Origin of the sequence: Pseudomonas sp. SJZ103, assembly GCF_007828335.1 — a bacterium.
Taxonomy (GTDB): Bacteria; Pseudomonadota; Gammaproteobacteria; order Pseudomonadales; family Pseudomonadaceae; genus Aquipseudomonas.
Window position 1 is genome coordinate 1 of the sequence record NZ_VIUN01000007.1, and the last position, 22,947, is coordinate 22,947.

18 protein-coding genes and 1 pseudogene are annotated in these 22,947 nt (G+C 62.5%); 5 read left to right on the top strand and 14 right to left on the bottom strand.

Going from position 1 to position 22,947, the window contains the following annotated elements:
- The first annotated feature begins 318 nt into the window (after positions 1-318).
- A complete protein-coding gene (mrdA, locus tag FBY10_RS16440) occupies positions 319-2,211 on the top strand; it encodes a penicillin-binding protein 2 (RefSeq protein ID WP_131700064.1) in 1,893 nt (630 codons plus the stop codon).
- Between the two features lies 1 nt (position 2,212).
- Here the strand turns inward: mrdA and FBY10_RS16445 are convergent, their stop codons facing one another.
- Positions 2,213-2,614, bottom strand: coding sequence for a GFA family protein (locus FBY10_RS16445; protein WP_131700063.1), 402 nt, complete (start codon positions 2,612-2,614; stop codon positions 2,213-2,215).
- 99 nt (positions 2,615-2,713) lie between these two features.
- On the opposite strand from FBY10_RS16445, the gene FBY10_RS16450 reads away from it, so the two are divergent.
- Positions 2,714-3,181, top strand: coding sequence for an SRPBCC family protein (locus FBY10_RS16450; RefSeq protein ID WP_131700062.1), 468 nt, complete (start codon positions 2,714-2,716; stop codon positions 3,179-3,181).
- Between the two features lie 44 nt (positions 3,182-3,225).
- Here FBY10_RS16450 and FBY10_RS16455 read toward each other — a convergent pair.
- A pseudogene (locus FBY10_RS16455) lies at positions 3,226-3,551 on the bottom strand (TonB-dependent siderophore receptor); the annotation flags it as partial.
- A gap of 43 nt (positions 3,552-3,594) precedes the next feature.
- Here FBY10_RS16455 and FBY10_RS16460 point away from each other — a divergent pair.
- From FBY10_RS16460 to FBY10_RS16470, 3 genes are all read left to right on the top strand, one after another.
- Positions 3,595-5,952 carry a DNA polymerase II gene (locus FBY10_RS16460; RefSeq protein WP_145337053.1) on the top strand — a complete coding sequence of 786 codons (2,358 nt, stop codon included), beginning with the start codon at positions 3,595-3,597 and terminating at the stop codon, positions 5,950-5,952.
- A 31-nt stretch (positions 5,953-5,983) separates the two neighbouring features.
- Entirely contained in the window at positions 5,984-6,616 is a 633-nt protein-coding gene (locus FBY10_RS16465; protein WP_145337054.1) for a glutathione S-transferase family protein, read from the top strand.
- A gap of 164 nt (positions 6,617-6,780) precedes the next feature.
- On the top strand, positions 6,781-7,356 hold the full coding sequence (locus tag FBY10_RS16470) for a DUF4174 domain-containing protein (RefSeq protein WP_131700059.1): 576 nt from the start codon (positions 6,781-6,783) through the stop codon (positions 7,354-7,356).
- A 36-nt stretch (positions 7,357-7,392) separates the two neighbouring features.
- On the opposite strand, the gene FBY10_RS16475 is transcribed toward FBY10_RS16470, so the two are convergent.
- From FBY10_RS16475 to FBY10_RS16530, 12 genes are all read right to left on the bottom strand, one after another.
- Positions 7,393-8,427, bottom strand: coding sequence for an acyltransferase family protein (locus FBY10_RS16475; protein ID WP_145337055.1), 1,035 nt, complete (start codon positions 8,425-8,427; stop codon positions 7,393-7,395).
- A 69-nt stretch (positions 8,428-8,496) separates the two neighbouring features.
- Entirely contained in the window at positions 8,497-9,906 is a 1,410-nt protein-coding gene (locus FBY10_RS16480) for a lipid II flippase MurJ (RefSeq protein ID WP_145337056.1), read from the bottom strand.
- Positions 9,906-11,333, bottom strand: coding sequence for an O-antigen ligase (locus FBY10_RS16485; RefSeq protein WP_145337057.1), 1,428 nt, complete (start codon positions 11,331-11,333; stop codon positions 9,906-9,908). The genes FBY10_RS16480 and FBY10_RS16485 overlap by 1 nt, the downstream gene beginning before the upstream one ends.
- Before the next feature lie 2 nt (positions 11,334-11,335).
- On the bottom strand, positions 11,336-12,439 hold the full coding sequence (locus FBY10_RS16490) for a glycosyltransferase family 1 protein (RefSeq protein ID WP_145337058.1): 1,104 nt from the start codon (positions 12,437-12,439) through the stop codon (positions 11,336-11,338).
- On the bottom strand, positions 12,430-13,647 hold the full coding sequence (locus FBY10_RS16495) for a glycosyltransferase family 4 protein (RefSeq protein ID WP_145337059.1): 1,218 nt from the start codon (positions 13,645-13,647) through the stop codon (positions 12,430-12,432). The genes FBY10_RS16490 and FBY10_RS16495 overlap by 10 nt, the downstream gene beginning before the upstream one ends.
- Positions 13,648-13,655: 8 nt before the next feature.
- A complete protein-coding gene (locus tag FBY10_RS16500; RefSeq protein ID WP_145337060.1) occupies positions 13,656-14,984 on the bottom strand; it encodes a beta-galactosidase in 1,329 nt (442 codons plus the stop codon).
- Entirely contained in the window at positions 14,974-16,164 is a 1,191-nt protein-coding gene (locus FBY10_RS16505; protein WP_145337061.1) for a glycosyltransferase, read from the bottom strand. Before FBY10_RS16505 ends, FBY10_RS16500 begins: the two co-directional genes overlap by 11 nt.
- The gene (locus FBY10_RS16510; protein ID WP_131700051.1) at positions 16,164-18,155 is read right to left on the bottom strand and encodes an exopolysaccharide transport family protein; all 1,992 of its coding nucleotides are present in this window, start codon (positions 18,153-18,155) and stop codon (positions 16,164-16,166) included. The genes FBY10_RS16505 and FBY10_RS16510 overlap by 1 nt, the downstream gene beginning before the upstream one ends.
- A gap of 14 nt (positions 18,156-18,169) precedes the next feature.
- A complete protein-coding gene (locus tag FBY10_RS16515; RefSeq protein WP_131700050.1) occupies positions 18,170-18,946 on the bottom strand; it encodes a polysaccharide biosynthesis/export family protein in 777 nt (258 codons plus the stop codon).
- A gap of 29 nt (positions 18,947-18,975) precedes the next feature.
- Positions 18,976-19,887, bottom strand: coding sequence for a glycosyltransferase family 2 protein (locus tag FBY10_RS16520; RefSeq protein ID WP_145337062.1), 912 nt, complete (start codon positions 19,885-19,887; stop codon positions 18,976-18,978).
- 1 nt (position 19,888) lies between these two features.
- Complete coding sequence (locus FBY10_RS16525; protein WP_145337063.1) at positions 19,889-21,349, bottom strand: mannose-1-phosphate guanylyltransferase/mannose-6-phosphate isomerase; 1,461 nt, start codon at positions 21,347-21,349, stop codon at positions 19,889-19,891.
- Complete coding sequence (locus FBY10_RS16530) at positions 21,349-22,788, bottom strand: undecaprenyl-phosphate glucose phosphotransferase (protein WP_131700047.1); 1,440 nt, start codon at positions 22,786-22,788, stop codon at positions 21,349-21,351. Before FBY10_RS16530 ends, FBY10_RS16525 begins: the two co-directional genes overlap by 1 nt.
- Between the last annotated feature and the right edge of the window lie 159 nt (positions 22,789-22,947).

Sequence of the window (22,947 nt, forward strand, 5' to 3'; positions counted from 1 at the left end):
CGATGGTAGTGTGGGGTTTCCCCATGTGAGAGTAGGTCATCGTCAAGATTAAATTCCGAAACCCCATTTGCGAAAGCAGATGGGGTTTTGTTTTGGGCGGTCGAAAAGTGCGCACGCCTAGCCGAGTGAGCTGTTGAATATCCTCAAGGGCGGCTGCCGTGTCACCGTACCCGTCGAGATGGAACTCACTTCAGAGTGCCGTTGGGGAATTCAATGCAAAGTGTTTCTGCATTTTTGGTATGGTGCAGCACATTTCTCAAGGACTGATCTTTCATCGCAGGACGCGGCGTCGACCTTCTTCAACGAGATGCTGTAGAAATGCCCGCACCGATACCGATTAAAGATCACGAAAAAGAGAACCGCCTAGTCAACAAGCGCCTGCTCGCTTGTGCGTTGTTGGTGATAGGCATTACGTGTGCCCTGGTGGGGCGTATGTATTTCCTTCAAGTCGTACAGTTCGACTACCATTCCACGATTTCTGAGAACAACCGCGTCCACGTGCTGCCCATCACTCCGACGCGCGGCCTTATCTATGACCGTAATGGCGTGGTGCTGGCTGATAACCGACCCAGCTACAATCTGACCATCACTCGCGAGCGCACCACCGACCTCAAGGGTGAACTCGACGCTATCGTCAACTTGCTGCACCTGCCTGTCGAAGACCGTGCGCTGTTCGACAAGGCCCTGAAGCAGGCACGCCACCCGTTCGTTCCTGTGACGTTGTTTTACGAGTTGACCGAAGAGCAAATTGCATTGCTGGCGGTGAATGAGTTCCGCCTGCCAGGGGTAGACGTAGAACCGCAATTCGTCCGTCACTACCCGCTGGGTGCGCACTTTGCCCACTCCATCGGCTATGTGGGACGGATCAATGAGAAAGAATCCAAAGCCCTTGATTCGGTGGAATACCGTGGCACACAGTCCATCGGCAAAACCGGTATCGAGCGTTTCTACGAATCCGAACTGCATGGTCATGTCGGCTACGAAGAGGTCGAGACCAATGCCCAGGGCCGCGTACTGCGTGTGCTCAAGCACACCGACCCTATCCCCGGCAAAAATATCGTCCTGAGCCTCGACGTGAAGCTCCAGGAAGCTGCGGAAGAGGCCTTGGGCGATCGCCGTGGTTCGGTGGTTGCCCTTGATCCGCAAACCGGCGAAGTGCTGGCCATGGTCAGCAAGCCGAGTTTTGACCCGAACCTGTTCGTCACCGGCATCAGTTTTAAGGAATATGCCGCGTTGCACGACTCCATCGACCGGCCGCTGTTCAACCGCGTATTGCGGGGGCTCTACGCGCCGGGTTCGACCATCAAGCCGGAAGTGGCTATCGCCGGCCTCGACAGCGGAGTCGTCACCGCACAGACACGTGTGTTCGACCCTGGTTACTACCAGCTCCCTGACTTTGACCACAAATACCGCAATTGGAACCACAGCGGCGACGGCTGGGTAGACATGGACGCTGCCATTATGCGTTCCAATGACACTTACTTTTACGACCTTGCTCACAAGCTCGGCATTGACCGCCTGCACGACTACTTGGCCGAGTTCGGCCTGGGCCAGAAAGTCTCCCTGGACATGTTCGAAGAGTCAGCTGGCTTGATGCCATCCCAGGCTTGGAAGCGCGCCACACGGCGCCAACCCTGGTTCCCAGGAGAAACCGTGATCCTCGGCATTGGCCAGGGTTACATGCAAGTCACACCGCTGCAATTGGCCCAGGCCACGGCGTTGATCGCCAACAAGGGCGTGTGGAATCGACCGCACCTGGCCAAGACTATCAATGGCGAGCCGCCGGTGGACGAGAACCCGATGCCCAACGTCGTCCTCAAGGATCCGCGTGATTGGGAGCAGGTCAACCACGGCATGCAACTGGTGATGCACGACCCACGAGGTATCGCCCGGGCCGCCGCACAAGGGGCGCAATATCGCATTGCCGGCAAGAGCGGTACCGCGCAAGTGGTTGCGATCAAGCAAGGCGAGCGTTATAACCGCGAGAAGACCCTGGAGCGCCACCGTGACAACGCGTTGTTCGTTGGCTTCGCCCCGGCCGAACACCCGAAAATCGTTATTTCGGTGATGATCGAAAACGGTGAGGCCGGTGGCCGCGTCGCGGGTCCGGTGGTGCGGCAAATCATGGATGCCTGGTTACTTGACAAGGAAGGTCACCTGAAGCCGCAATATGCGACGCCGGCAAAAGCGCCAGGTGAACCGCACGTCTAAGTCATGTCTTCCACTCGTCCCATTGCTCTATGCCTTCATGAGCAAGCCAGGGCACATCATGGGCCGTCCAGATGTGCGAGGTGGGCCTGACGCCCGGATCATCGTCCAGCGTCGCCACCCGCACGATCACATGGGGTTGATGCCCACGTTCCGCTATCAGATGTGAGCCACAGCGCGAGCAGAAATGCCTGAGCTTGCCCGGCGAAGATTCAAAGGACGCCAATAGTTCCTCCCCCCGCGTCCAGCGAAAATGTTCGCGCATTACTCCAGCGGTGGCGACAAACGGCGCCGCATGTATTTTGCGGCAGCTCGAGCAGTGGCAGTGGCTGATCGGCATGTCCAGCTGGTCCACTTGATAGCGAACACCTGTGCAGAAGCAACTTCCATTCAATGGGTCAGTCATAAACGTATTGCCGGTTCAAGGACGGGGTCATCATGATTGCTTACAACCTGAGGTTGCGCATTGTTTGATGTCGCCTACTGTCAACGGAGGAGGTGACTTATGCACGTATTAGATCGCATCGAGCGAAAAGTTCTGCTGAACGCTTCACGTAAACAGGTCTGGGAAGCGCTCACCAATGCCGAGCAATTTGGTAATTGGTTTGGCATCGCCCTTAAGGGCAAAGCCTTTGTGGCAGGGGAAACCATAGAGGCGCCGATTACCTACCCAGGTTACGAACATGTGATCTGGAAAGCCAGAATCGAACGCATCCTGCCGCAGACGCTGTTCTCTTTCTGGTGGCACCCCTTCGCAGTGGAGGAGGGCGTCGACTACGACAAGGAAACACCGACACTGGTGGAATTCACCATTGAGGATCGGGCGCCGGGCATTTTGCTACGGGTGGTGGAATCCGGTTTCGACGCGGTACCGGAGGCTCGTCGGCAAAAGGCCTTCAAGATGAATTCCCGTGGCTGGGACGAGCAGATGGGCAATATCGAAAACTATTTGAGCAAAGCACGTAGGGCGTGAGCCGGTTAGCGGGCATCATCCACTGTTGCCCGCTTTCGCCGCCGTTAGAAGTCCACCGTCGCCGACAACTTGGCTGCGCGAGGATCGCCTTGGCTCAGGACCCCGCCCTGAGCCGATTCCCAGTATTTTTCGTTGGCGACGTTTTCCACAGTGGCCCCGAGTGTCACATCACGCTGGTCCAGCGTGAACGTATCGCGCGCGCCTCTATCGAAGCGGCTCCAGGCCGGCAGGCTCAGGTTGTTGGCCGCACCGCGTACTGGCCACCGGTGCGCAGCATGCGCCCGTTGAGGGTCACGCCTTGCAGGACGGGTACATCCCAGTCCACGCTGGCGTTGAGCCGGAAGGAACGTACACCGATGGCGCGGATGCCGAGTAGAATCAACGCCTGAAAGCTATTCCTGAGGTGCGGTACGGTGGATTTACAGCAGGGTTTTGTCCTGACCCGGCATTGGCGCGATACCCTGGCGGGCACGGAGGTCAGTTTCTGGTTGGCCACAGACCACGGCCCACGGTTTATCCGCCTACCCGTGCAGACCTCGGTGATGTTCATTCCCGAGGCCCATCGCAAGCCGCTGGATTGGTTGCTCAAGGGCGAGCGCGATATCGAATTGCGCCCGCTGCAACTCTGCGATTTCCATCACCGTCCGGTTCTGGGCCTCTACACTCGCCAGCATCGCCAGTTGATGGACGTAGAAAAACGCCTGCGCGCCGCCGGTGTCGACGTCTACGAAGCCGATGTGCGCCCGCCCGAACGCTACATGATGGAGCGTTTCATCACCGCTCCGGTCTGGTTCGGCGGTACACCCGATGCCAGTGGTGCCCTGTGCGATGCGCAGATGAAGCCCGCGCCCGACTACCGCCCGCCGCTCAAGCTGGTGTCCCTGGATATCGAGACCACCGCCCAAGGCGACCTCTATTCCATCGCCCTCGAAGGCTGCGGCGAACGCCAGGTGTACATGCTCGGCCCGCCGAACAAGACTGGCGCGGTGGATTTCAAGCTCGACTACTGCGACACCCGCGCCCAACTCCTCGAATGCCTTAACCAATGGCTCGCCACCCATGACCCCGATGCAATCATCGGCTGGAATGTGGTGCAGTTCGACCTGCGCGTCCTGCATGAACATGCCCAGCGCCTCAATGTGCCGCTGATGCTCGGCCGCGGCGATGAGCCCATGGCCTGGCGCGAACACGGCAGCCGCAACCATTACTTCGCCGCGGCCGCGGGGCGCCTGATTATCGACGGTATCGAGGCCTTGCGTTCGGCCACTTGGAGCTTCGAATCCTTCAGCCTGGAAAACGTCGCGCAAACCCTGCTCGGTGAGGGCAAGGACATCTCCACCCCGTATCAACGCATGGACGAAATCAACCGCATGTTCGCCGAGGACAAGCCTGCCCTGGCGCGCTACAACCTCAAGGATTGCGAGCTGGTCACGCGGATTTTCGAGAAGACCGAACTGCTCAAGTTCCTGCTCGAACGCGCCAGCGTCACCGGGTTGCCGGCCGACCGCAACGGCGGCTCGGTGGCGGCGTTTACCCACCTGTACATGCCGCTTATGCACCGCCAGGGCTTCGTTGCGCCAAACCTGGGCGACAAACCGCCCCAGGCCAGCCCCGGCGGGTTTGTCATGGACTCGCGCCCCGGCCTCTACGAGTCGGTGCTGGTACTCGATTACAAAAGCCTCTACCCGTCGATCATCCGCAGCTTCCTGATCGACCCGGTGGGCCTGATCGAAGGCCTCAAGCACCCCGACGACAGCGACTCAGTAGAAGGCTTTCGCGGCGCACGTTTTTCTCGCACCCGGCACTGCCTGCCCTCCATCGTCGCGCGCGTCTCCGAAGGCCGTGAAGAGGCCAAGCGGGAGCACAACGCGCCACTGTCCCAGGCGCTGAAAATCATCATGAACGCCTTCTACGGCGTGCTCGGTTCCAGCGGTTGCCGCTTCTTCGATACACGGCTGGCTTCCTCGATCACGATGCGCGGCCACCAGATCATGCGCCAGACCCGCGAACTGGTTGAAGCCCAGGGTTATGAGGTGATCTACGGCGACACCGACTCCACCTTCGTCTGGCTCGGCAGCGCACATTCCCAGGAAGACGCCAGCCGTATCGGCCAGGCGCTGGTCAAACACGTCAACGCGTGGTGGCGTGAGCACCTGCACAGCACGTTCGGCCTGCAAAGCGCCCTGGAGCTGCAATACGAAACCCACTTCAGCCGCTTCCTGATGCCGACCATTCGCGGCGCGGAGGAGGGCAGCAAAAAACGCTACGCCGGCCTGGTCACCCGTGCCGACGGCAGCGAAGAGATGATCTACAAAGGCCTGGAGACCGTACGCAGCGACTGGTCGCCCCTGGCCCGCCGATTCCAGCAGGAACTCTATCAGCGCATCTTCCACCGCCAGCCCCATCAGGACTACATACGCGACTACGTGCGCCGCACCTTGAGCGGCGAGTTCGATGAACTGCTGATCTACCGCAAGCGCCTGCGCCGCCAATTGGACGACTACGAGCGCAACGTGCCGCCCCATGTACGCGCGGCGCGCTTGGCCGATGAATACAACGACCGCCTGGGGCGCCCGCGCCAATACCAGCGCGGCGGCTGGATCCGCTACGTGATCAGCGTCAACGGCCCCGAACCGCTGGAAGTACGCCAGGCGCCGATTGATTACGACCACTACGTCACCCGGCAATTGCAACCGGTCGCGGATGCCATCCTGCCGTTCGTGAATGACGATTTCAGCACCCTGGTCGGCGGGCAAATGGGTCTGTTCTAAAATCCTTGATTCATCCAATGGAGGAAAGGCAATGTACACGCTCTTTGGCATCGACGAATCCGGCTCCTGCATGATCGAAATCGCCCTGCAGCGGTGCGCGGTGCCGTGGCGACGGGTGGACGCTGCCTCCTGGGCCGACGGCGAGGGCAGCGACGAGCTCGCCCGTATCAACCCGCTCAAACAGGTGCCCACCCTGGTCACCCCTGATGGCCAGGTGCTGACCGAAAGCGCGGCCATCCTGATCCACCTCGGCCTGGCGTTTCCCGGCGCGCATCTGCTGGGCGGCGACCGTGCCCAGATCATCCGGGGCCTGGTGTACATCGCGGCCAATTGTTATTCGGCCATCGGCATCATCGACTACCCGCAACGCTGGCTGGGCAACGCCGATGAAGCGGTGCAGGCGCAATTGGTCGCGGGCACGCGCCGCTATCTGCATCAGGCCTGGGTGGTGTTTGCCGAACAGTTTGCCGGCCAGTTGTTTGCGCCCAACGGCGAGCCGAATGCGCTGGGCATCATGGCGGCGGCGGTGTCGCGCTGGGATCAGGCACGGGAAGCGTTGAGCGCCCTGGCGCCTGGCTTTGCCCAGACTCTCGCGCAAGTGGATGTCGACCCTATCGTGGCGCCTGTGTTTGCCCGGCATTGGCCGGACTGGAAGGTCTCGTAATGTTTCCGCAATCAAAGGAAACAATGCCGGATGTCTACTCCAACCCCTTGCGCAGCGGGCGTCCTGACCTACGCTTTCTGAACGCGGTGTAGGAATCATCCTTGAATTTGACTGTCGCAGACATGAAACTCAAGAACCCTGCATGGAATTCAAAGGAGGTGCGCATGCTCATCCGGTCGCTGACCCTGGCTACCTTGATGGCTTTTACGGGGCCGCTGTTGGCTGCTGATGATATCAACCCGCTTAAGCAGGACCTGGGCAAAGCCCGGCCACTGGTGGTGGTGGAGCTTGATTCCGGCAACGACACACTGGCGACCCTCAAGAAACAACTGGACGAGCCTGCCACCAAGCAGTCCTTTGAAGAGCGCAGCATGGTGTTCTACACCGTGAAGTTCGGCAGCATCGGTGCCGAAGGTGAGAAGTTCGCCAAAGACCCCAAAGACAACAAGAAGCTCACGCCGCCTGAAACCAACGCGCTGATTCGCGCCCTCAAACTGGGTGCCGGCAGCGGCACCAAAGTGATCCTGGTGGGCAAGGATGGCGAGAAGAAAGTCGAGAAAACCGTACCGCCGGATACCCTCGATTTGAAGGAGTTTTTCAGTGCCATCGACCAGATGCCGATGGCCGAGAAAGAAACCGTCGCCGCCCCGGAACCAGAACCCGTTGCACCGGCTCCGGCCAAGGGCGCCAAGCCTGCGAAACATGCCGGCAAGCCCGCTGCACAACAACTGGATGACTGAACCCAAATAACGGTAGGAGCAACCTCGCTCCTACCGTTATTTGGCAGCCTTGCGCACCGGAAACGGAAAGTAGAAAAAACGCAGGAACGCCACTCGCTTGATCACTTCCCCGATAAACAACGGCACCACCACCGCCACCACAAACCCAATACATGCCGCGACAAACGCATGCAGCCCAAGACGCTCCATCAAATCAAACGTCTTGTGCTGGATCTCACCATGGAAGATCAGCAGGATCAGCGTCGACTGGCCGATGTAGGTCATGGCCCGGGTGATCAACGTCGAGGCCATCAGCACCCGCGCCAACGCCCAGCACAGGTACACCCCAATCACCGCCAGCAGGCTGGTCCACAGCCAGTGGTCGTAGCGACGTTGTGCCAGGTCCATGGTGTCGTGGCTGTAAATGAACACTGCCGCGAACAGCACCACCGAAACCAACAGCGTCAGCAGTGACCCCGCATGGGTACGCAACCAGTCCCGCAGCAGGTAGCCGTAGACGAAACACGCGCTGCTGATCAGGGTGATGTCCAGGCTGAACGGCAAGCCGGGCAGCACCCAGGTTTGCCCGCCGAGGGTCACCGGCAATTGCCAGAAGAATGGCAGCATCCAGATGCCGATCAGCAGCGGCACCAGCATCACCGCGCAACTCACCGCCAGCGGCAGGCGTTGGATCAGCCGCAGTACCGCCCAACTGAACAGGATCGCCACCCAGAAGTGCGGCAAAAACCACAGCGCCTGCCACGGGATGGTGTCCACCGAGGCGTACAGCACGCCGCCAATGTCCGGCAGCAGCGGTTGGCCGCGCAGCACATCGCGCACGATCACATACACCAGCAGGGTGAAGAAAAACGGCTTGAGCAGGCCATCCGCCTTGCGCACCGCCATCTCGACAAACGGCTGTTCAGGCTTGAAAAACACCCCCGACAAAAAGAAGAACAACGGCAGCACGAACGACGCCAGGATCGGGTACATCAGGTCCAGGGACGTGGCGACAAACCAACTGTGGGCATACACGATCACCAGGATGCCGATGCCTTTGGCGATATCCATTTGAATCCAGCGATTTTTCACCTGAGTGCTCCCGATCCATAAACTCCACCGCCCCTGTAGGCGCTGGCGAGCCAGCGCCTACAATAAGCGTCATGCCTTGCGCCACGGCTTGAGCCACAGCCCCATCCCGAGCAACACCATGGTGCCCGCCAGGGTGCTCAGCCCCAGTTGCCGCCACACGCCCTCAATACCAAACAGCACCAGAGCCGCCAGCCCCATCAGCAGCGCACTGAGCAGCCAGTGCCGGGCCCAGGGCAATGCGCCGAGCAAGGCCTGGCGCTGCATCAGCAGCAGTGCGGTGCAGATCACGCCGGCCAGTGCGGCCAAGGGGATACCGGCCAGGCCGAACACAAAGGGCAGGGCGGCCAACAGCAACACGTTGATCAGGCTGCCGAGCAACTCGCAGCGCAGCGGCTGGCGCGTATCGCCGGCGGCGTAGGCATAGCGTGCGAGCAAGGCGTTCCAGGCGCCGAATACCAACGGCACGGCAAACCAGGCCAGCAGCAGCGGCAACGGCGAATCCATCGATTGCTTGGGCAGCAGCAATGCCACCAGGCTCGGGGCTGCAGCCACCAGGCCGACGCCGGCGGGCAAGGTCAGCACGCTGGCGGTTTCCACGCCGCGCTTGAGCAGGGCCAGGCGCTCATCGCCCTGGCGGCGGCTCATCATGCCCAGCAGCACCTGGTTGAGGCTCATCAGCGCAATCAGCGGCAGGTTCATCAGCTTGCGCGCCAGGTTGACCCAGGTCACCGCGCCTTCGCCCAGCAGCGACGCCACCAGCCGCTCGATCAGCGCCAACCCTTGGCTGGCGCCATTGCTCAACAACAGCGGGCCGATGCGTTGGCCCAGCTCACGCAAGGGCGCGAAGGTCAGTTGCCAGCGCCATGGCCGCCAGCCTTGGCGCCACACCGAGGGCAACAGCGCCAGCGGCATCAACAGGCTCCCGGCCAGGCAGGCCAGGGCCAGCGAGTGCGGTTGGCTGGAGGTGCCCGCGAGGGCGAGGTAAGCCACCGGCGGCAGGTTGAACAGCAACGAGCCCAGCCCCGCGAGGACAAAACGTTCGCTGGCCTGCAAGGGAATGCTGAACAGTGCATGCAGCATCAAGCCCGGCACACACCAGGCGACGATCTGCAGGTTACGGCTGGCCAATGCCGTGGCGGTGTCGGCCAACCCCGGGCCGAGCACTTGCACCAGCCACGGTGCCAACAGCGTCAGCAGCAGGCTGGTGACCAGCGCGATCAGCAGCAACGCCGGGAACAACACCGCCAGCCAGTTCAGGCGCTCGCCGTCCTTGCGCTGCAGGTACAGCGGCAGCGCGGCGGCGCTCAGCACACCGCCAGCCAATGACATGCGCAGTGCTTCCGGCAAAAACAGCGCGATCAGGAAGGCGTCACTGCGCTCTCCGGCGCCCCAGGCCGCCACCAGCAACCACTCGCGGGCAAACCCCAGGCACAGGCCCAACAGGGTCGCCAGGGTCAGCCAGGCGGCAGAGCCGAGCATCAGGGACGTGCCCCATCAAGCAGGGGTTTGCGGTAGGCCATGGACTTCACCTGCGGCAGCCGCGTCGGAAACAACCGCCGCGCCTCCAGCACATTGATGCCCACCATCAGCCAGAACAACGCCACCATCACCACCGCAAAGCTGAAGTAGTGGTCGAACAGGCCGCTGACCAGCGCCGACAGAATCCCGCCGGTGGTGCCCAGCCACAGGGCATTATCCTTGGTCAGGCGGATCGGGCCTTTTTCCGGACGCGCTTCACGCCACCAGCGCACAGTCACCGCCACAAAGAACAGCATGCCGACGATGCCGGTCTTGTAGATGAAGTTCAGCCACAGGTTGGAGATACCCAGCAGGTCGGTGCCGGGCACCGGCGGGTCAACCTTGAAGCCGATGCCAAATGGATAAGACACCACCGCCTGCGGGAACATGCGGTACTCGTCGAACCGTACTTCGGTACTGGCGTTGTCCGACGAGAAAATCGTCGCCAGGCGTTCCTGCAACGGTGGGTAGGCCATCACCAGCGCCACCGTCAACGCCGCGCCGATCATCAGCAGGCGCCCGGTGTAGGGCACGCGGCGCGTGGCCATCCACAGCAGCACCAACGCCAGGCTGACCATCGCGCCGCGGCTGCTGGCCAACAGCAACGCGGCCGCGCCCAGGCAGGCGACGCCCAGGCCCAGTGCGCGCTTCCAGCCTTGCTCGGTTATGCCGAAGCAGAAGGCCAGGGGCAGCAGCAATGCCATGATCCCGCCGATGGCATTCGGGTGCATCCACGGCGAACCCATGCGCGAAGACATGGCCTCCAGGCCGAATTTCAACATGTCGAAGTTGCCGTAGTTGAACAACGCCAGAATCGGCGCAATGCCGGCCCCGGAGCGCGTGCGCACGAACACCGCAATCGAGATCACCAGCATCGCCAGGCTGCCCAGCAACAGGGCGATCACCAAGGATTCGCGCTGCTTGCGGTCCACCAGTAATCTGGCGCAGAGGAACACCGCCGACAGGCTCAGCAACCAGCGCAGCCAGTTGGCCACGCCGCTGCTGTCGGCGTGGATGGTGACTTGGCCGACGATGAACGGGAACACGCTGAACAGCATCAGCCACAGCAGCATCTGGTCGGTGGGACGGCGGGTCAGGCTTGGCGTATCGGGCAGGCGGGCCAGGAAGTGGTGCCACAGCACCGCGCCCCAGGTCAGGGCCAGGATCGCCTCGCTTACCGTACTGCGGATCCCCAGGTTGATGGTCGAGTAGGGCATGAATGTGGCGATCATGGCGAACAGCAACAGGCCCCACAACGGGAAGCGCAGGATGGTCACCGCCCCCGCCAGGCCGATCACGGCGAGGAACGCCTTGGCCGGCGACAGCAGCAGGGCGAGCGCGCCAAACAGCAGGCCGAAGAGGATCGCGACGAGGCTTGCCAGGTTCACTCTCACTGGAGTTCCTCGATCAGTTCGGCCAGGCGCTGGCGATAAGCATGATGGTTGAAACGTTGCGCCCACAGGCGCCGTTGCTCGGCGGACTCTTCATCCGGCCCCACGCTCAGGCTGACCATCAATTGCACCAGCGCCGGGCCATCGGTGGGCGAAAAACGCGGGGCCGACGGCGGGGTGATTTCATCCAGCGAAGTACCACTGGCCACCGCCACCGGCGTGCCGACGCTCAGGGCCTCGATCACCGGCAGGCCAAAGCCTTCGGCATAGGACGGCTGCCACAGGCGTGAAGCCTGACGATAGAGGGCGTGCAACTCGGCATCCGACACACCGCTCAAGGCACGAATCCCCGGCAGCGTGCGCTGGGCTTCAGGCAAATGATCAAGGCTACCGACCAGCACCAACTCCGGCACGCTGGGGGATTGGCGCCGCGCCTGCTGCCAGGCGTCCACCAGAAACGGCACGTTCTTGCGCAGCTCTCGGGTGCCGACCAGCAGCCAATAGCGCTCGGGCAACTGACGCTTGCTCAGGTCGGCCGCCAGCTCGGCAAATCCGTCGACCTGGTTGGGCAGCACGCGAATCTTGCCCGCCGCTTTGGGAAACAGCCGCGCGGTTTCATCTGCGCTGTACTGCGACGGCGTCCACACACGGTCGGCGCTGTGCACCGCGTAGGCAATCGACAGGCGATCGCTGGTCTTGTAGATCAGCGCCTTCAAGCGGTTGGCGTGGTAGTTGTTCAGGGTGATCTGGAACAGGTCATGCAGCAGCACCACCGTGCGCAACCCCGTCGGTTTGGGGGGCAGCGGCAGGCCCATATTGAAGGTGCTGATGTACAGGTCGATGTGCTGCTCACGCAAGGCGCGTGGCAGGAAACCGGCCTCGAAACGCAGGCGATGGTGCGGCTGGTGCATGGCGGTCTTGGCACAGCCCCACGCCGGGCAATGGGCCTGCAAGCGGGTCTCATCGCCCAGGGGCGCCACGGTAAACCGCTCAAGTTCGATGCCCGGCAAGGTGTACAGCGCACTCTCCAGCGCATACACCTGGCGACTGATGCCCGATTGCGGCGAGGTGCCGACGGTGCGGTAATCCAGGCCTATACGCATACGGGCGCCCTCTGACTCAGCGGCACGAGGGTGGCGTACACCTGTTCCAATTGGCTGGCGGCGACGCTCCAGTCATGGGCGCGGCGCACATAGGCGCGGCCGGCCTCACCCATGGCCGCAGCGGCCTCAGGACATTGCAGCAGGCGCACCACGGCATCGGCCAAGTCGTCGGCGCTTTGCCCGCCGAGGTAGTCCAGGCCTTCCACCAGGTCCAGCCCCGACACGCCTTGTTCGGTGCTGGCCAGTGGCAGGCCGGCGGCCAAGGCTTCGAGCACCTTGAGCTTGGAGCCGCCGCCATGGCGCAACGGCGCCAGGAACACCGAACAGCTCGATTGCAGGTCCAGCAGGTTGGGCACGAAGCCTTGCCATTCGATACGCGGGTCTTTCCAACGCTCGCGCCAACTGTCGGGCATGCCGAAGCCGCATACGCTCATGCGCGCCTCCGCACAGCGCGCCCAGACCTTGGGCAGGATTTCATCCAGTGCCCATTCGATGGCGTCCACGTTCGGCGCGTATTCATAGTTACCGAGGAACAGCACACGGTATGTCGAGGGGTCGGGATGGGCCGCAGCGAAGTGATCGCAGTCCACGCCATTGACCACCACTGGCACGGGTTTGCCGGCGATCTTTTCCAGGATGTGCGCATCGCTTTGAGTGACCGCCACCACCTGCGTGGCCTGGTGCATCACCCGGCGTTCCCAGCGGGTATAGCGCCATTGATCGTAGCGAATGAACGGCAGCGACCAACGCGGCAAACGGTCGTAGGTGGCCGCGCCCAGGGCCGACTCCACATTGTGTTCGGTCAGCACAAAGGGCTGGGACTTACGCGCCAGTGCCTCTTCGTAAGGCTGGAAACTGTAGCTGTGTTCGATCTGCACCACGTCCCACTGTTCACCCAGCAAGCCATTGAAGGTGTCCCGCAACTCGCCCGACAGGCCGTTCACACTGGCCAGCAGCGGGTAGGGGGCAAACAGCCCCGCCACCAGGGTCTTGAGGCTGCGCAACGGGCGGCGCGGCAGGATGATCAACTGTTCGACAATTGCTTCCAGTACCTGGCGGTCGGCGAGGGATACCGGGTGCTTGTCATGCAGCAGCAAGGTGATCCGATGCCCACGCGCGGCCAGGCTGCGCAGCAGGTGAAACTGGCGCGTCTTGCCGCCGCTGGTGGCGGGCCAGGGCGAGTAGGGCAGGATCCATAAAATGCGCATGGCAGGCCTCAGTCCCATAACAGGATTTGCAAGTTCGTTTTGACCGGCACGGTCAGGCCGTCGGTACCGGTTACCGGGGTTTGTGTGCCGCGCAACGGGTCGTACAGCGTGGCGCCGGCCAGGGCGGGCAAGTGTGCCTTGCCGCCCTCGGCCGACCAGAAGAACCATAGCTTGCGCCCGTCGGCGCGGGTCCAGCCGATGCTGAACAGGCCGTCGGGCAACTGGTCGGCGCCGGGCGGGTCGCCGGGGGTGAGCGTCGGACCGCTGACATCGAGGAAGTTTTTCAGCGCGGTGTAGACCGGCTTGGGGTTGGCGTCGATGTCGAGCAAACCGTAAGACTGGTCCCGCACACTGGCGCGCTGGTCCAGGTCGCTGAGGGTAAACAGGAAAATCCGGTCGTAATCCAGCGCACTCATCAGCGCCAGGCGGCGCACCACGTAATCGGCCTGGGCCTGTGGGGTGATGATGTCCTGGGCGTCTTTGGGACCGGTGTAGGTCGACCAGCCCCATTCGGTGCTCCACAGGGCCTGCACACCGCCGCTGCGCAGGGCGTGGTTGAGGGCGGTGGTCCTGGCGATAAAGTCCAGGTTGGCCGGGTCGTTGCCTTCGGGCAATTGGGTATAGGGGTGGTACGAGACGACGGTATTCAGGCTGGCCACGCCCAAGGCGCCGAGGGCATCGAACATGTTCTGGCCGTTGGGCATTTCGCTGAAGAACGCCATGCCGGCGGCCACCACCGGTTTGCTTGGGTGTATTGCGCGCAACGCGGCGGCGCTGGTGGTCAGCAGCGTGGCGTAGCCGGCCGGGTCGGCCACCGGGCGCCAGAAGCCCAGCAGGTTCGGTTCGTTCCACACCTGCCAGGCGTCGACACTGGGGTAGCGCTGGGCCAACAGCGCCATGCGGTTGGCGAACACGTTCGGGTCTTTCGGCGGGTACTGGTCCTGATAGGGCGCGCCCACCGGCGCAGTGGTGGCGAACGGCGCCGACCCGACCAGGTAGAACACGGACTTGAGCTGGTTGTCCTGCAGTTTGCCCACCAACTGATCCAGCGTCGCAACCTGGTACTGCCCTTCGACCGGCTCCAGTCGGTCCCAATGCAAATCCAGGCGTACCCACTCCAGGCCCAGCGCCTTGAGACGGTCGATCTGCTTTTGATAGCGCTCAGGGGCGAACCACAGGAACTGCGCGTTCACCCCGAGGAAATCCTTCCACACCAGCGTTTTGTTGCCCTTGAGCACATGGCTTTCGGCATCGGCCTGGCGCCCCCACAAAAACGCGGTGAGGCCCAGGGCGGCGACCACGACCAGGGTGGCGACGTAAGTGCGTTTACGCGCCATGGCGGCTGCCCTCGATGGCGTGTTCAAACAGCGTCTTGAACGTCTGCGCGGTCAACGGCCACAAACGCTCGCGGCCGATTTCGCCGGCGCGTTCGGCCCAGTCCCGGGCCAGCAGCGGCGTGCGTGCCAGGCGCAGCAGTTGCGCGCTGAGCGCGGCTACATCGCCTTCGGGGTAGATGGCGCCATTGCCGCTGGCGACTTCCTCGGCAAACGCGCGAGCGTCAGACGTGATCGCCCCGCGCCCGCAGGCGGTAGCCCAGGACAGCGCGCCACTGGTCCCGCGTTGGCGCCCGAGCAGGCCGAGCTTTTTCGATTCGCGATAGGGCAGCACCATCACATGGTGGGCCTGGATGGTCTGGGCAATCTCTTCAGCCGGCAGGTTCAACCGCCAGTCGATGGCATCGGCCAGGCCGAGTTCGGCGATCTGCGTGTTCAACTGTTCCAGATAATTGCCGCCCGCGCCAAACGCCATTTCGGCAGCGGTGCCACCGGCCAGGGTCAGGCGCACACGGCCACGCAATTCGGGGGCTTGCTTGAACACGCCGGCCAGGGCCTGCAACAGGTCTTCGATGCCTTTGCCCCGGTAGATAAAACCGAAGTACAGCAGGTGCAGCGTATCCAGGCGCGGTAACGGCGCCGATGGAATCGCCAGGTTGGCATGGTGGATCACCGCCACTTTACCCGCCGGCAGTTGCATGCGTTGGCTCAGGCACTCGGCGCCCAGGCGGGTGAGGGTGATCAAGCGCGTCAAACCGGCGGCGACCTGGCGCTCTTCACGCAAGGTCAGCGGATCGGCCAGCACCACCGCCGCCTGTGGCAACGGGCTGGGCAAGCGCTCCATCAGGTTCAACGGGAACGGCAAGCGCTCACGCCGCCAGACGATGCGTTCGGGATCATGCACCGTGGCGGTCAAGGGCAGTGCCGGGTAGGCCTTGCGCAACTCGCGCAGTGCCAGGAACTCCCCCAGCCGTCCGCCGCCCAACTCGGCGTGGACCAGGTCCACGCTGTGCCAGTCGAACCCACCGACGGCCTGCTTGATCGCCTCGCTATTGCCCGCCACACCGGCCAACGGCGTCAGCACCGTCACCCCCAGTTGTTCCAGGGCCGTGCGGAAATAATTCGCGTAGTCGGCGATGCCATTTTTCTCCGGTGGCAGCGGGGCGAGCAGGGCGACACGCATCAGAACGCCCCCCGGTACTTGGCGATGGTTTTAAGCACCTTGGCCGGCACTTCGAATTTGCGCCGGTTGATGATGATGCCGTCCACCTTGCCGAACGCCGTGTTGAGGATCGACAGCGCGTGCTCCACCACCGGCACCGTGCTCTTCTGCGCTTCCACCACCAGCCCGATCAGGTCGGCGCGACGCAGGTTGATAAACGCATCGCGGTTATCCAGCAGCGCCGATGCGTCCAGCAGCACCACTTCACCCGGCGCCGCAGGTGCAACCCCGCCGACGCGCACCGTGATGCCGTTTTCCTGCAGCAACTGGCGCAGTTGTTCCACCACGAAGGTCACGCCCTCACCATGGCGCGCCGAGGTCAGGCCAAGGGTCAGGCCCTGTTCGGCGATGCGGTCCAACTGCAGCAAACCGTACAGGCGGTAGATGCTCGCATTGAACGCGTTGGTGCCTTGGGCGGTGCTGGTGTCCAGCTCCGGCAGGGTGGTCCACAGCGGCAAGCCGAACTTGCGTTCTGCCAGGCCGCCATCGTGGATGCGCTGGTCGAGCAGGTAGCACAGGTAGATCACCAGCAGGCCGACGACGAGCGCAAACGGGAGCGCCAGCACCAGCATCACCAGGGTTTTCGGGAAGATGCGGCCGGGGTTCAGGGTGGCTTCTTCGATCACCGCGATGTTGCTGATCTGGCTGTTATCCAGTTCACGGTCGATGCGCGATTTTTCCAGGTTGTCCACGTACAGCGCGTAGTTGCGTTCGGTGGCGCTCAGCTCGCGGGCAAGGCGGGTCAGCTCCGGTTCAATCTCCAGGGCCTGCTTGCGCTGTGCTTCAAGGTTGGCCAGTTGTTTTTGCTGTTGAGTCAGCTGGGTACGCAGCGCCAGGTTGTTGCTCGATTCATCCAGCAGCACTCGCTGCAAGTGGATTTCCAGGGTGTTGGGGGCACGGTTTTCCGAGCTTTGCACGGTGTTGCTTTCATTGGCGACCTGGGCCTGCATCGCACGGATCGACGCATCCAGGGCTTTGACCGGCGGCGCGTTGTCCGTGTAGGTGCGCATCATGTCGGCCTTTTCCAGCAGCTTCTGGTTCAGCAGGCGACGCAAGTCCTGCTGCTGAGGGTTCAGTGCGATCTGGCGCACCGTGGTGACTTCCTTGGGCTGGCTCTTGAGCTGGGTGCGGGTGCTCTGGATGGCGCTGTCGGAGGAGGCGATCAGGCGCGTGGTATTGAACGTTTCGCCACGCAGTACGTTGATGCGCTCTGACAAGTCTTCCAGGCGATCAGTGATGCTCGCCGCGCCGATCTGGTTCAGGTGCGTGAGGATCTGTTCCTTGTAGCGCTTGATCTCAGTGGCGCTGTTCGATACCTGCCCTTCATAGAAGGCATACAGGCTTTTGCGCCCCAGGGCCTGGGTACGTTCGTTGATATAGGTCTCGACCCAATCCTTGACCACCGCTTGGGCAATCTGCGGGTTGCCCCAGGTGAAGGTGATGTCCATCACCGTGGAGCCGGGGGCATGACTCACCTCGAAGCTTTTTTCCAGGCCGGCGGCCAGGCGTTCCACCGGGGTGGTTTTTTCAATCACGCCGACGGTTTCCAGCACCACGCGAATACCATCGAACACCGCGCCCACGCCACGCTTGATGGCGAACTTGGTGCGCTTCCAGAAGCCTTCCGGCGGTGGCGCGTTGTTGATCACTTCCAGGTAGTGCTCGGCCACTGCGCGCACAATCGGGCGCCCGGTCAGCAGGCGCTCCTCATCGACAATTGGGTCGCGCTGGGTGCTGGGCATGACCAGCGCCTGGCGGTTGCTGATTTCGATGGGCAGCGTCGAATCGCGCCCCGGCTTGACCAGCAGGCGTGCCGTGGATTCGTACTTGGCCGGCAGCAGGAAGGCCCCCAGCAGGATGATCACCAGCGCCGCCATGGCGGCCAGCTTGAACTCGTGTCGGAAGATAAAGAACAGGCGCAGCAGATCACGAAAAGAACGGATCTCGATCATGGGATGTCGCTCCTTTAGTTGCCGCCGCCGCTGGTGCGCGTGTAGTTGTAGCCGACCCCGATGGACTTGGTGAACGGGATCAGTTGGTTCATGTAGGTATCCACGCCCTGGATGCGCTCGCCCACGTTGGATTTGGGCACGAACACCACATCGCCGCGTTGCAGGTGCACCGGTTTGCGCCCGTTGGCGCCGGTCTTGAGGAGCTGGCTGAAGTCCAGGAAGTAGGCGCGATAGGCGCCCTGGGCATCTTCGCGCAGCAGCGCGACCATGCTCGCGTTGCCTGCCGGGCTGACGCCGCCGGCGCCGACAATCGCCTGTTCCAGGGTGTTGGCCGTGGCAATCTGCACCGCCGTCGGGTTATTCACCGCGCCGCCGACGATCACCGAGTTGCCCGGCGCCTGGTTGATGTTCACCGTCACCCGGGGTTCGCGGTAGGTGGCCGCGAGTTCATGGGTCAGTTGGGTGGCCAGCTCCGATGGCTGGCGTCCGGCAACCTGGATCGGCCCCAGGAACGGGTAGTTGATCTTGCCGTCGGTCTGCACCGTGTACAGCGTCAGCTCATAGATAGTGCTGACATTGAACGCCGACAGTGTCGGCATCTCGCCGGCATCGCGGACGATGCGCAACTGGTCGCCGATACGGATGCGCTCCACTGCCGGGGGCAGTTGGGCCAATTGGTCGAGGGCGCGCTTGCCGTCCTCGACGGTCTTGCTGTCCGGTGGCTCGATGCGCGCCGGGGTATTGCAGGCGGCCAGGGCCAGTATGGCCAGGACGAGCACGCTTCGCTTCATCAAGGGGGACTTCCTGTGGGTCATGCTGCTCACCTCCAATAACCGGGAAACATGCTGATGCGCCGCTTGATGGCCAGGGGCAGGCGGCGCTCAAGATGGCCCAGGCGGTAACCGAGCCATTTGAACGCACTGCGCACCAGCACTTCGGGCACGCGGTGCAAGGCGCCGGCTTTGCGCAGGGCCGCGAGTTCGGCCAGCACATAGCGCTTGCCTTCGCCACCCGCGTCGCCAAAGGCTTGCTTGATCCACGGCTCGCGGCCGTAGAACACGCCAATGTCGAAGTAGCGGTGAAACTCGTCCATGAGTTTGTAATCGTGGGAGTGATGCACCAGCGCGGTGGCGGCGTAACGCACCTTGTAGCCCTCGAGCAGCATGCGCGCGGCCACAAAGGCGTCTTCGCTGCCGATCACGTCGGCAGGGAAACCACCCACTGCTTGCAGCACGCTGCGTCGGTACACGGAAAACGAGTCGGAGCTGAAGCAGGTCTTGATCCCAAGCTCCGGTGCATCGGCCAGGCTTTTGCTGCGGCTGTGTTCCGGGTAGTTGAAGTGCCGCGATTGCGCGCCCAGCACGCCCGCGTCGGGGTGGGGCAATTGCCGTCCGTAGGCGACGCCGTTGAGCGGGTCCTGCTGCAATTCATCGAGCAGGTTGGCAAAGGTCTCGGGCGTCGCCGGGATGGCGTCCTGGGTCATCACGATCAATGCGTCGCCACCCACCTGTTCGCTGGCCCAGCGCCGGGTGCCGCCGTGGTTGAAGTCACGGGCGTCGATCACCTCGACCCGTGCACCGAACGCGCGAAAGCGTGCCACGGTGTCATCGCTGGAGGCGCTGTCCACCACCAGCATTTCGTCAGGTTGCAGGGTTTGCATCTTCAGCGCCGGCAGCAGGCGTGCCAGGTGGCTGGAGGCGTTACGGGTGGGGATGATCAGTGAAGTGCGCATGTCATTTTTTCACCTCGCCAGGCGCGCGGCCGTAGATGTCGTCGAAGCGCACGATGTCGTCTTCGCCCAGGTACTCGCCGCTTTGCACCTCGATCATCACCAGGTCGATGATGCCGGGGTTGGTCAGCCGGTGTTTGTGCCCGGCCGGAATGTAGGTGGACTCGTTGGCGTTGATCAGGAACTCGCGGTCGCCATTGGTGATCTGTGCCGCGCCGCTCACCACCACCCAGTGTTCGCTGCGGTGGTGGTGCATCTGCAACGACAGCGAGGCCAGGGGCTTGACCACGATGCGCTTGATCTTGAAGCGGCTGCTTTCCTCCAGCACGGTGTAGGTGCCCCACGGCCGGGTGACGGTGCGGTGCAGGCTGTACGCCGGATGGTTCTGGCGCTTGAGTTCGGCGACGATGTATCGCACATCCTGGCTACGGTGGGCGTCGGCGATGAGCAGCGCGTCGGGGGTGTCGACGATGATCAGGTCGCGCACCCCCACGGCGCCCAACACGCGCTTGGGCGAGTCGATGTAGCAGTTGTGCACGTCATGCAAAATTGCCTCGCCATTGACCTGGTTGCCATGGGCGTCGCTGGGGGTGAGCTGGCGCAACGCCTCCCAGGAACCGATGTCGCTCCAACCAATGTCGCAAGGCACCACGGCGACTTGCCTGGACTTTTCCATCAGCGCCACGTCGATGGAAATATCCGGCGCGCTGCCGAACGCATCCGCCTCCAGCTCACGTTGGCGCGAAGTTTTGTTTTGCAGGCTCTGGCTGTGTTCCAGCGCGGCGCGGGCGGCCTCCAGCACGTCGGGTGCGTGGGCGGCGAGTTCGTCCACCAGGGTGCTCGCCTTGAAGCAGAACATGCCGGCGTTCCATAGGTGTTTGCCGCCGTCCAGGTAAGCCTGGGCGGTGGCCAGGTCGGGTTTCTCGACGAAGCGTTTGACCCGGTAGCCGTGGCTCAGTGGCTCGCCTTGTTCGATATAGCCAAAGCCGGTTTCCGGGTGGTCGGGCTGGATGCCGAACGTCACCAGGTAGCCGGCTTCGGCCAGGTCGCGGGCCTGGGTCACGGCCTCGGCGAACGCGACTTCATTGAGGATCAGATGGTCGGCGGGCATCACCAGCAACTGAGCATCGCCGCCGAAATGCTCCTGCACATGCAGGGCCGCCACGGCGATAGCGGCCGCCGTATTGCGACCGAAGGGTTCCAGCAGCAGGTCCAGGGGCAGGCGGGCGTTGTTCACCCCACGGTAGTCGTCGAGGGTACGAAACAACAGGTCGCGATTGGTTACCGTCAGCACGCTTTCCACGCCGGGCAGTCTGGCCGCGCGCAGGAAGGTTTTTTGCAGCAGGCTCTGGCCATCGCGCATGCGCATGAAGGGCTTGGGCATGTTCTGCCGCGACACCGGCCACAGTCGGGTGCCCGAACCACCGGAAACGATGCAGGGAATTAATCCGTTGAGGGTATTCATCAATAGACTTCCTTGGTGGAAAGCACGGCCGGGACCGTCATGAAAACGATGTACAAGTCAAACCACACCGACCACTTGGAGATGTACTCCAGGTCGTACTCGACACGTTTCTGGATCTTGAACAGAGTGTCGGTCTCACCCCGGTAACCGTTGATCTGCGCCCAGCCGGTAATCCCCGGTTTCACGCGGTGGCGCGAGCTGTACTCGCTCACCGCCACTTCGAAGGGAATGCCGGCGGCTTTGGTCGCCGTGGCATGGGGGCGCGGGCCGACCATGGACATGTTGCCCAGCAGCACGTTGAACAACTGCGGCAGCTCGTCGATGCTGGTCTTGCGGATGATGCGCCCCACCCGGGTGATGCGCGGATCGGCGCGGGTTGTCTGGCGCTCGGCGGTGAAGTCGCTCTGGTCGGTGTACATCGAGCGGAACTTGAACACGCGGATCTCGTTGTCGTTGTAGCCAAAGCGGTTCTGGCGAAACAGTATCGGCCCTTTGGAGTCGAGCTTGATCGCAAGCGCCGTCGCCACCATCAGGGGGGACAGCGCCAGCAGCGCCAGGCTGGCCAGCAGCACATCCTCCAGGCGCTTGATCACCGGCGACCAGCCACGCAACGGCAATTGCGAGGTGTTGAACATCAGGATGCCGCCCACGTCGGTGATGCGGCTATGGCCGTAGCGCAGGGCGGCCATGTCAGGCACCAGCATCACATTCACCGACATTTGCCGCAGGCGATTGACCAGCCCGTGGATGCGCTGCTCGGCGGCCCAGGGCAGGCAGATCATCACTTGGTTGACCTGCTCGGCGCGGATGAGTTTCTCCAGCTCGCGGGTGTTGCCGAGCAGGGGCAGGTTGCTCAATTCCTTGGGGATCCGCTCGGTGCGATCGTCGATAAAACCGACCAGGCCGGAGCGGATATCACCGTTGCGTTGCAGGTGCTCGGCGACGTGCACGGCGGTGTCGGTAAAGCCCAGGATCACCGTACGTTGCAGGTATTTGCCCTTGCGCATCAGGCTGCGGTACAAGCGCAGCATCAGCAGGCGCTCAAGGCAGAACAACCCCAGGCTGGCGACGTACCACGCCACCAGGTTACGCGGGGTCAACTGCGGGAAAAACTGCAGGATCTGGTACATGAACAACAGGATGCAAAACGCCGCCGACCAGGCCTTGACCTTGGTTTTCAGGCGCAGGCGGTTGCTGAACAGTTCTTCGGAATAGATACCCAGGGCCTGGAACAGAATGATCGTCAGGACCGCAAAAAATACCAGCAGGCCGAGAAAGTGCCCGCGCATTTCAGGGGCCATCGGGTCGATGAACATCACCAGGATCAGCGGGGGCAAAATGGCACTCAGGCCATGTATGAACTTGACGAAAACAACAAAGAATTCAACAAAACCGGCGCGCGTTAAAAACAGGCTGTCGACGGACGACTTTTCTTGCATAAAACATCCCTCATTGCACACCAGAGGCAGTTGTCCGTTGAGTGATTCAATAAAGCACCGGCCGCTTTAAAGGGCGCTTCGAACTACGGCAACTCTGGGTAATACGCAACTATCAATCCAAATGCATAATCCAAAACGAGCTATCCATTTGAATTGTTT

Coding starts and splice junctions, on each gene's coding strand:
- mrdA (WP_131700064.1), top strand. CDS start 319: ATGCCCGCACCGATACCGATTAAAGATCACGAAAAAGAGAACCGCCTA.
- FBY10_RS16445 (WP_131700063.1), bottom strand. CDS start 2,614: ATGACTGACCCATTGAATGGAAGTTGCTTCTGCACAGGTGTTCGCTAT.
- FBY10_RS16450 (WP_131700062.1), top strand. CDS start 2,714: ATGCACGTATTAGATCGCATCGAGCGAAAAGTTCTGCTGAACGCTTCA.
- FBY10_RS16465 (WP_145337054.1), top strand. CDS start 5,984: ATGTACACGCTCTTTGGCATCGACGAATCCGGCTCCTGCATGATCGAA.
- FBY10_RS16470 (WP_131700059.1), top strand. CDS start 6,781: ATGCTCATCCGGTCGCTGACCCTGGCTACCTTGATGGCTTTTACGGGG.
- FBY10_RS16480 (WP_145337056.1), bottom strand. CDS start 9,906: ATGCTCGGCTCTGCCGCCTGGCTGACCCTGGCGACCCTGTTGGGCCTG.
- FBY10_RS16490 (WP_145337058.1), bottom strand. CDS start 12,439: ATGCGTATAGGCCTGGATTACCGCACCGTCGGCACCTCGCCGCAATCG.
- FBY10_RS16495 (WP_145337059.1), bottom strand. CDS start 13,647: ATGCGCATTTTATGGATCCTGCCCTACTCGCCCTGGCCCGCCACCAGC.
- FBY10_RS16500 (WP_145337060.1), bottom strand. CDS start 14,984: ATGGCGCGTAAACGCACTTACGTCGCCACCCTGGTCGTGGTCGCCGCC.
- FBY10_RS16505 (WP_145337061.1), bottom strand. CDS start 16,164: ATGCGTGTCGCCCTGCTCGCCCCGCTGCCACCGGAGAAAAATGGCATC.
- FBY10_RS16510 (WP_131700051.1), bottom strand. CDS start 18,155: ATGATCGAGATCCGTTCTTTTCGTGATCTGCTGCGCCTGTTCTTTATC.
- FBY10_RS16515 (WP_131700050.1), bottom strand. CDS start 18,946: ATGAAGCGAAGCGTGCTCGTCCTGGCCATACTGGCCCTGGCCGCCTGC.
- FBY10_RS16520 (WP_145337062.1), bottom strand. CDS start 19,887: ATGCGCACTTCACTGATCATCCCCACCCGTAACGCCTCCAGCCACCTG.
- FBY10_RS16525 (WP_145337063.1), bottom strand. CDS start 21,349: ATGAATACCCTCAACGGATTAATTCCCTGCATCGTTTCCGGTGGTTCG.
- FBY10_RS16530 (WP_131700047.1), bottom strand. CDS start 22,788: ATGCAAGAAAAGTCGTCCGTCGACAGCCTGTTTTTAACGCGCGCCGGT.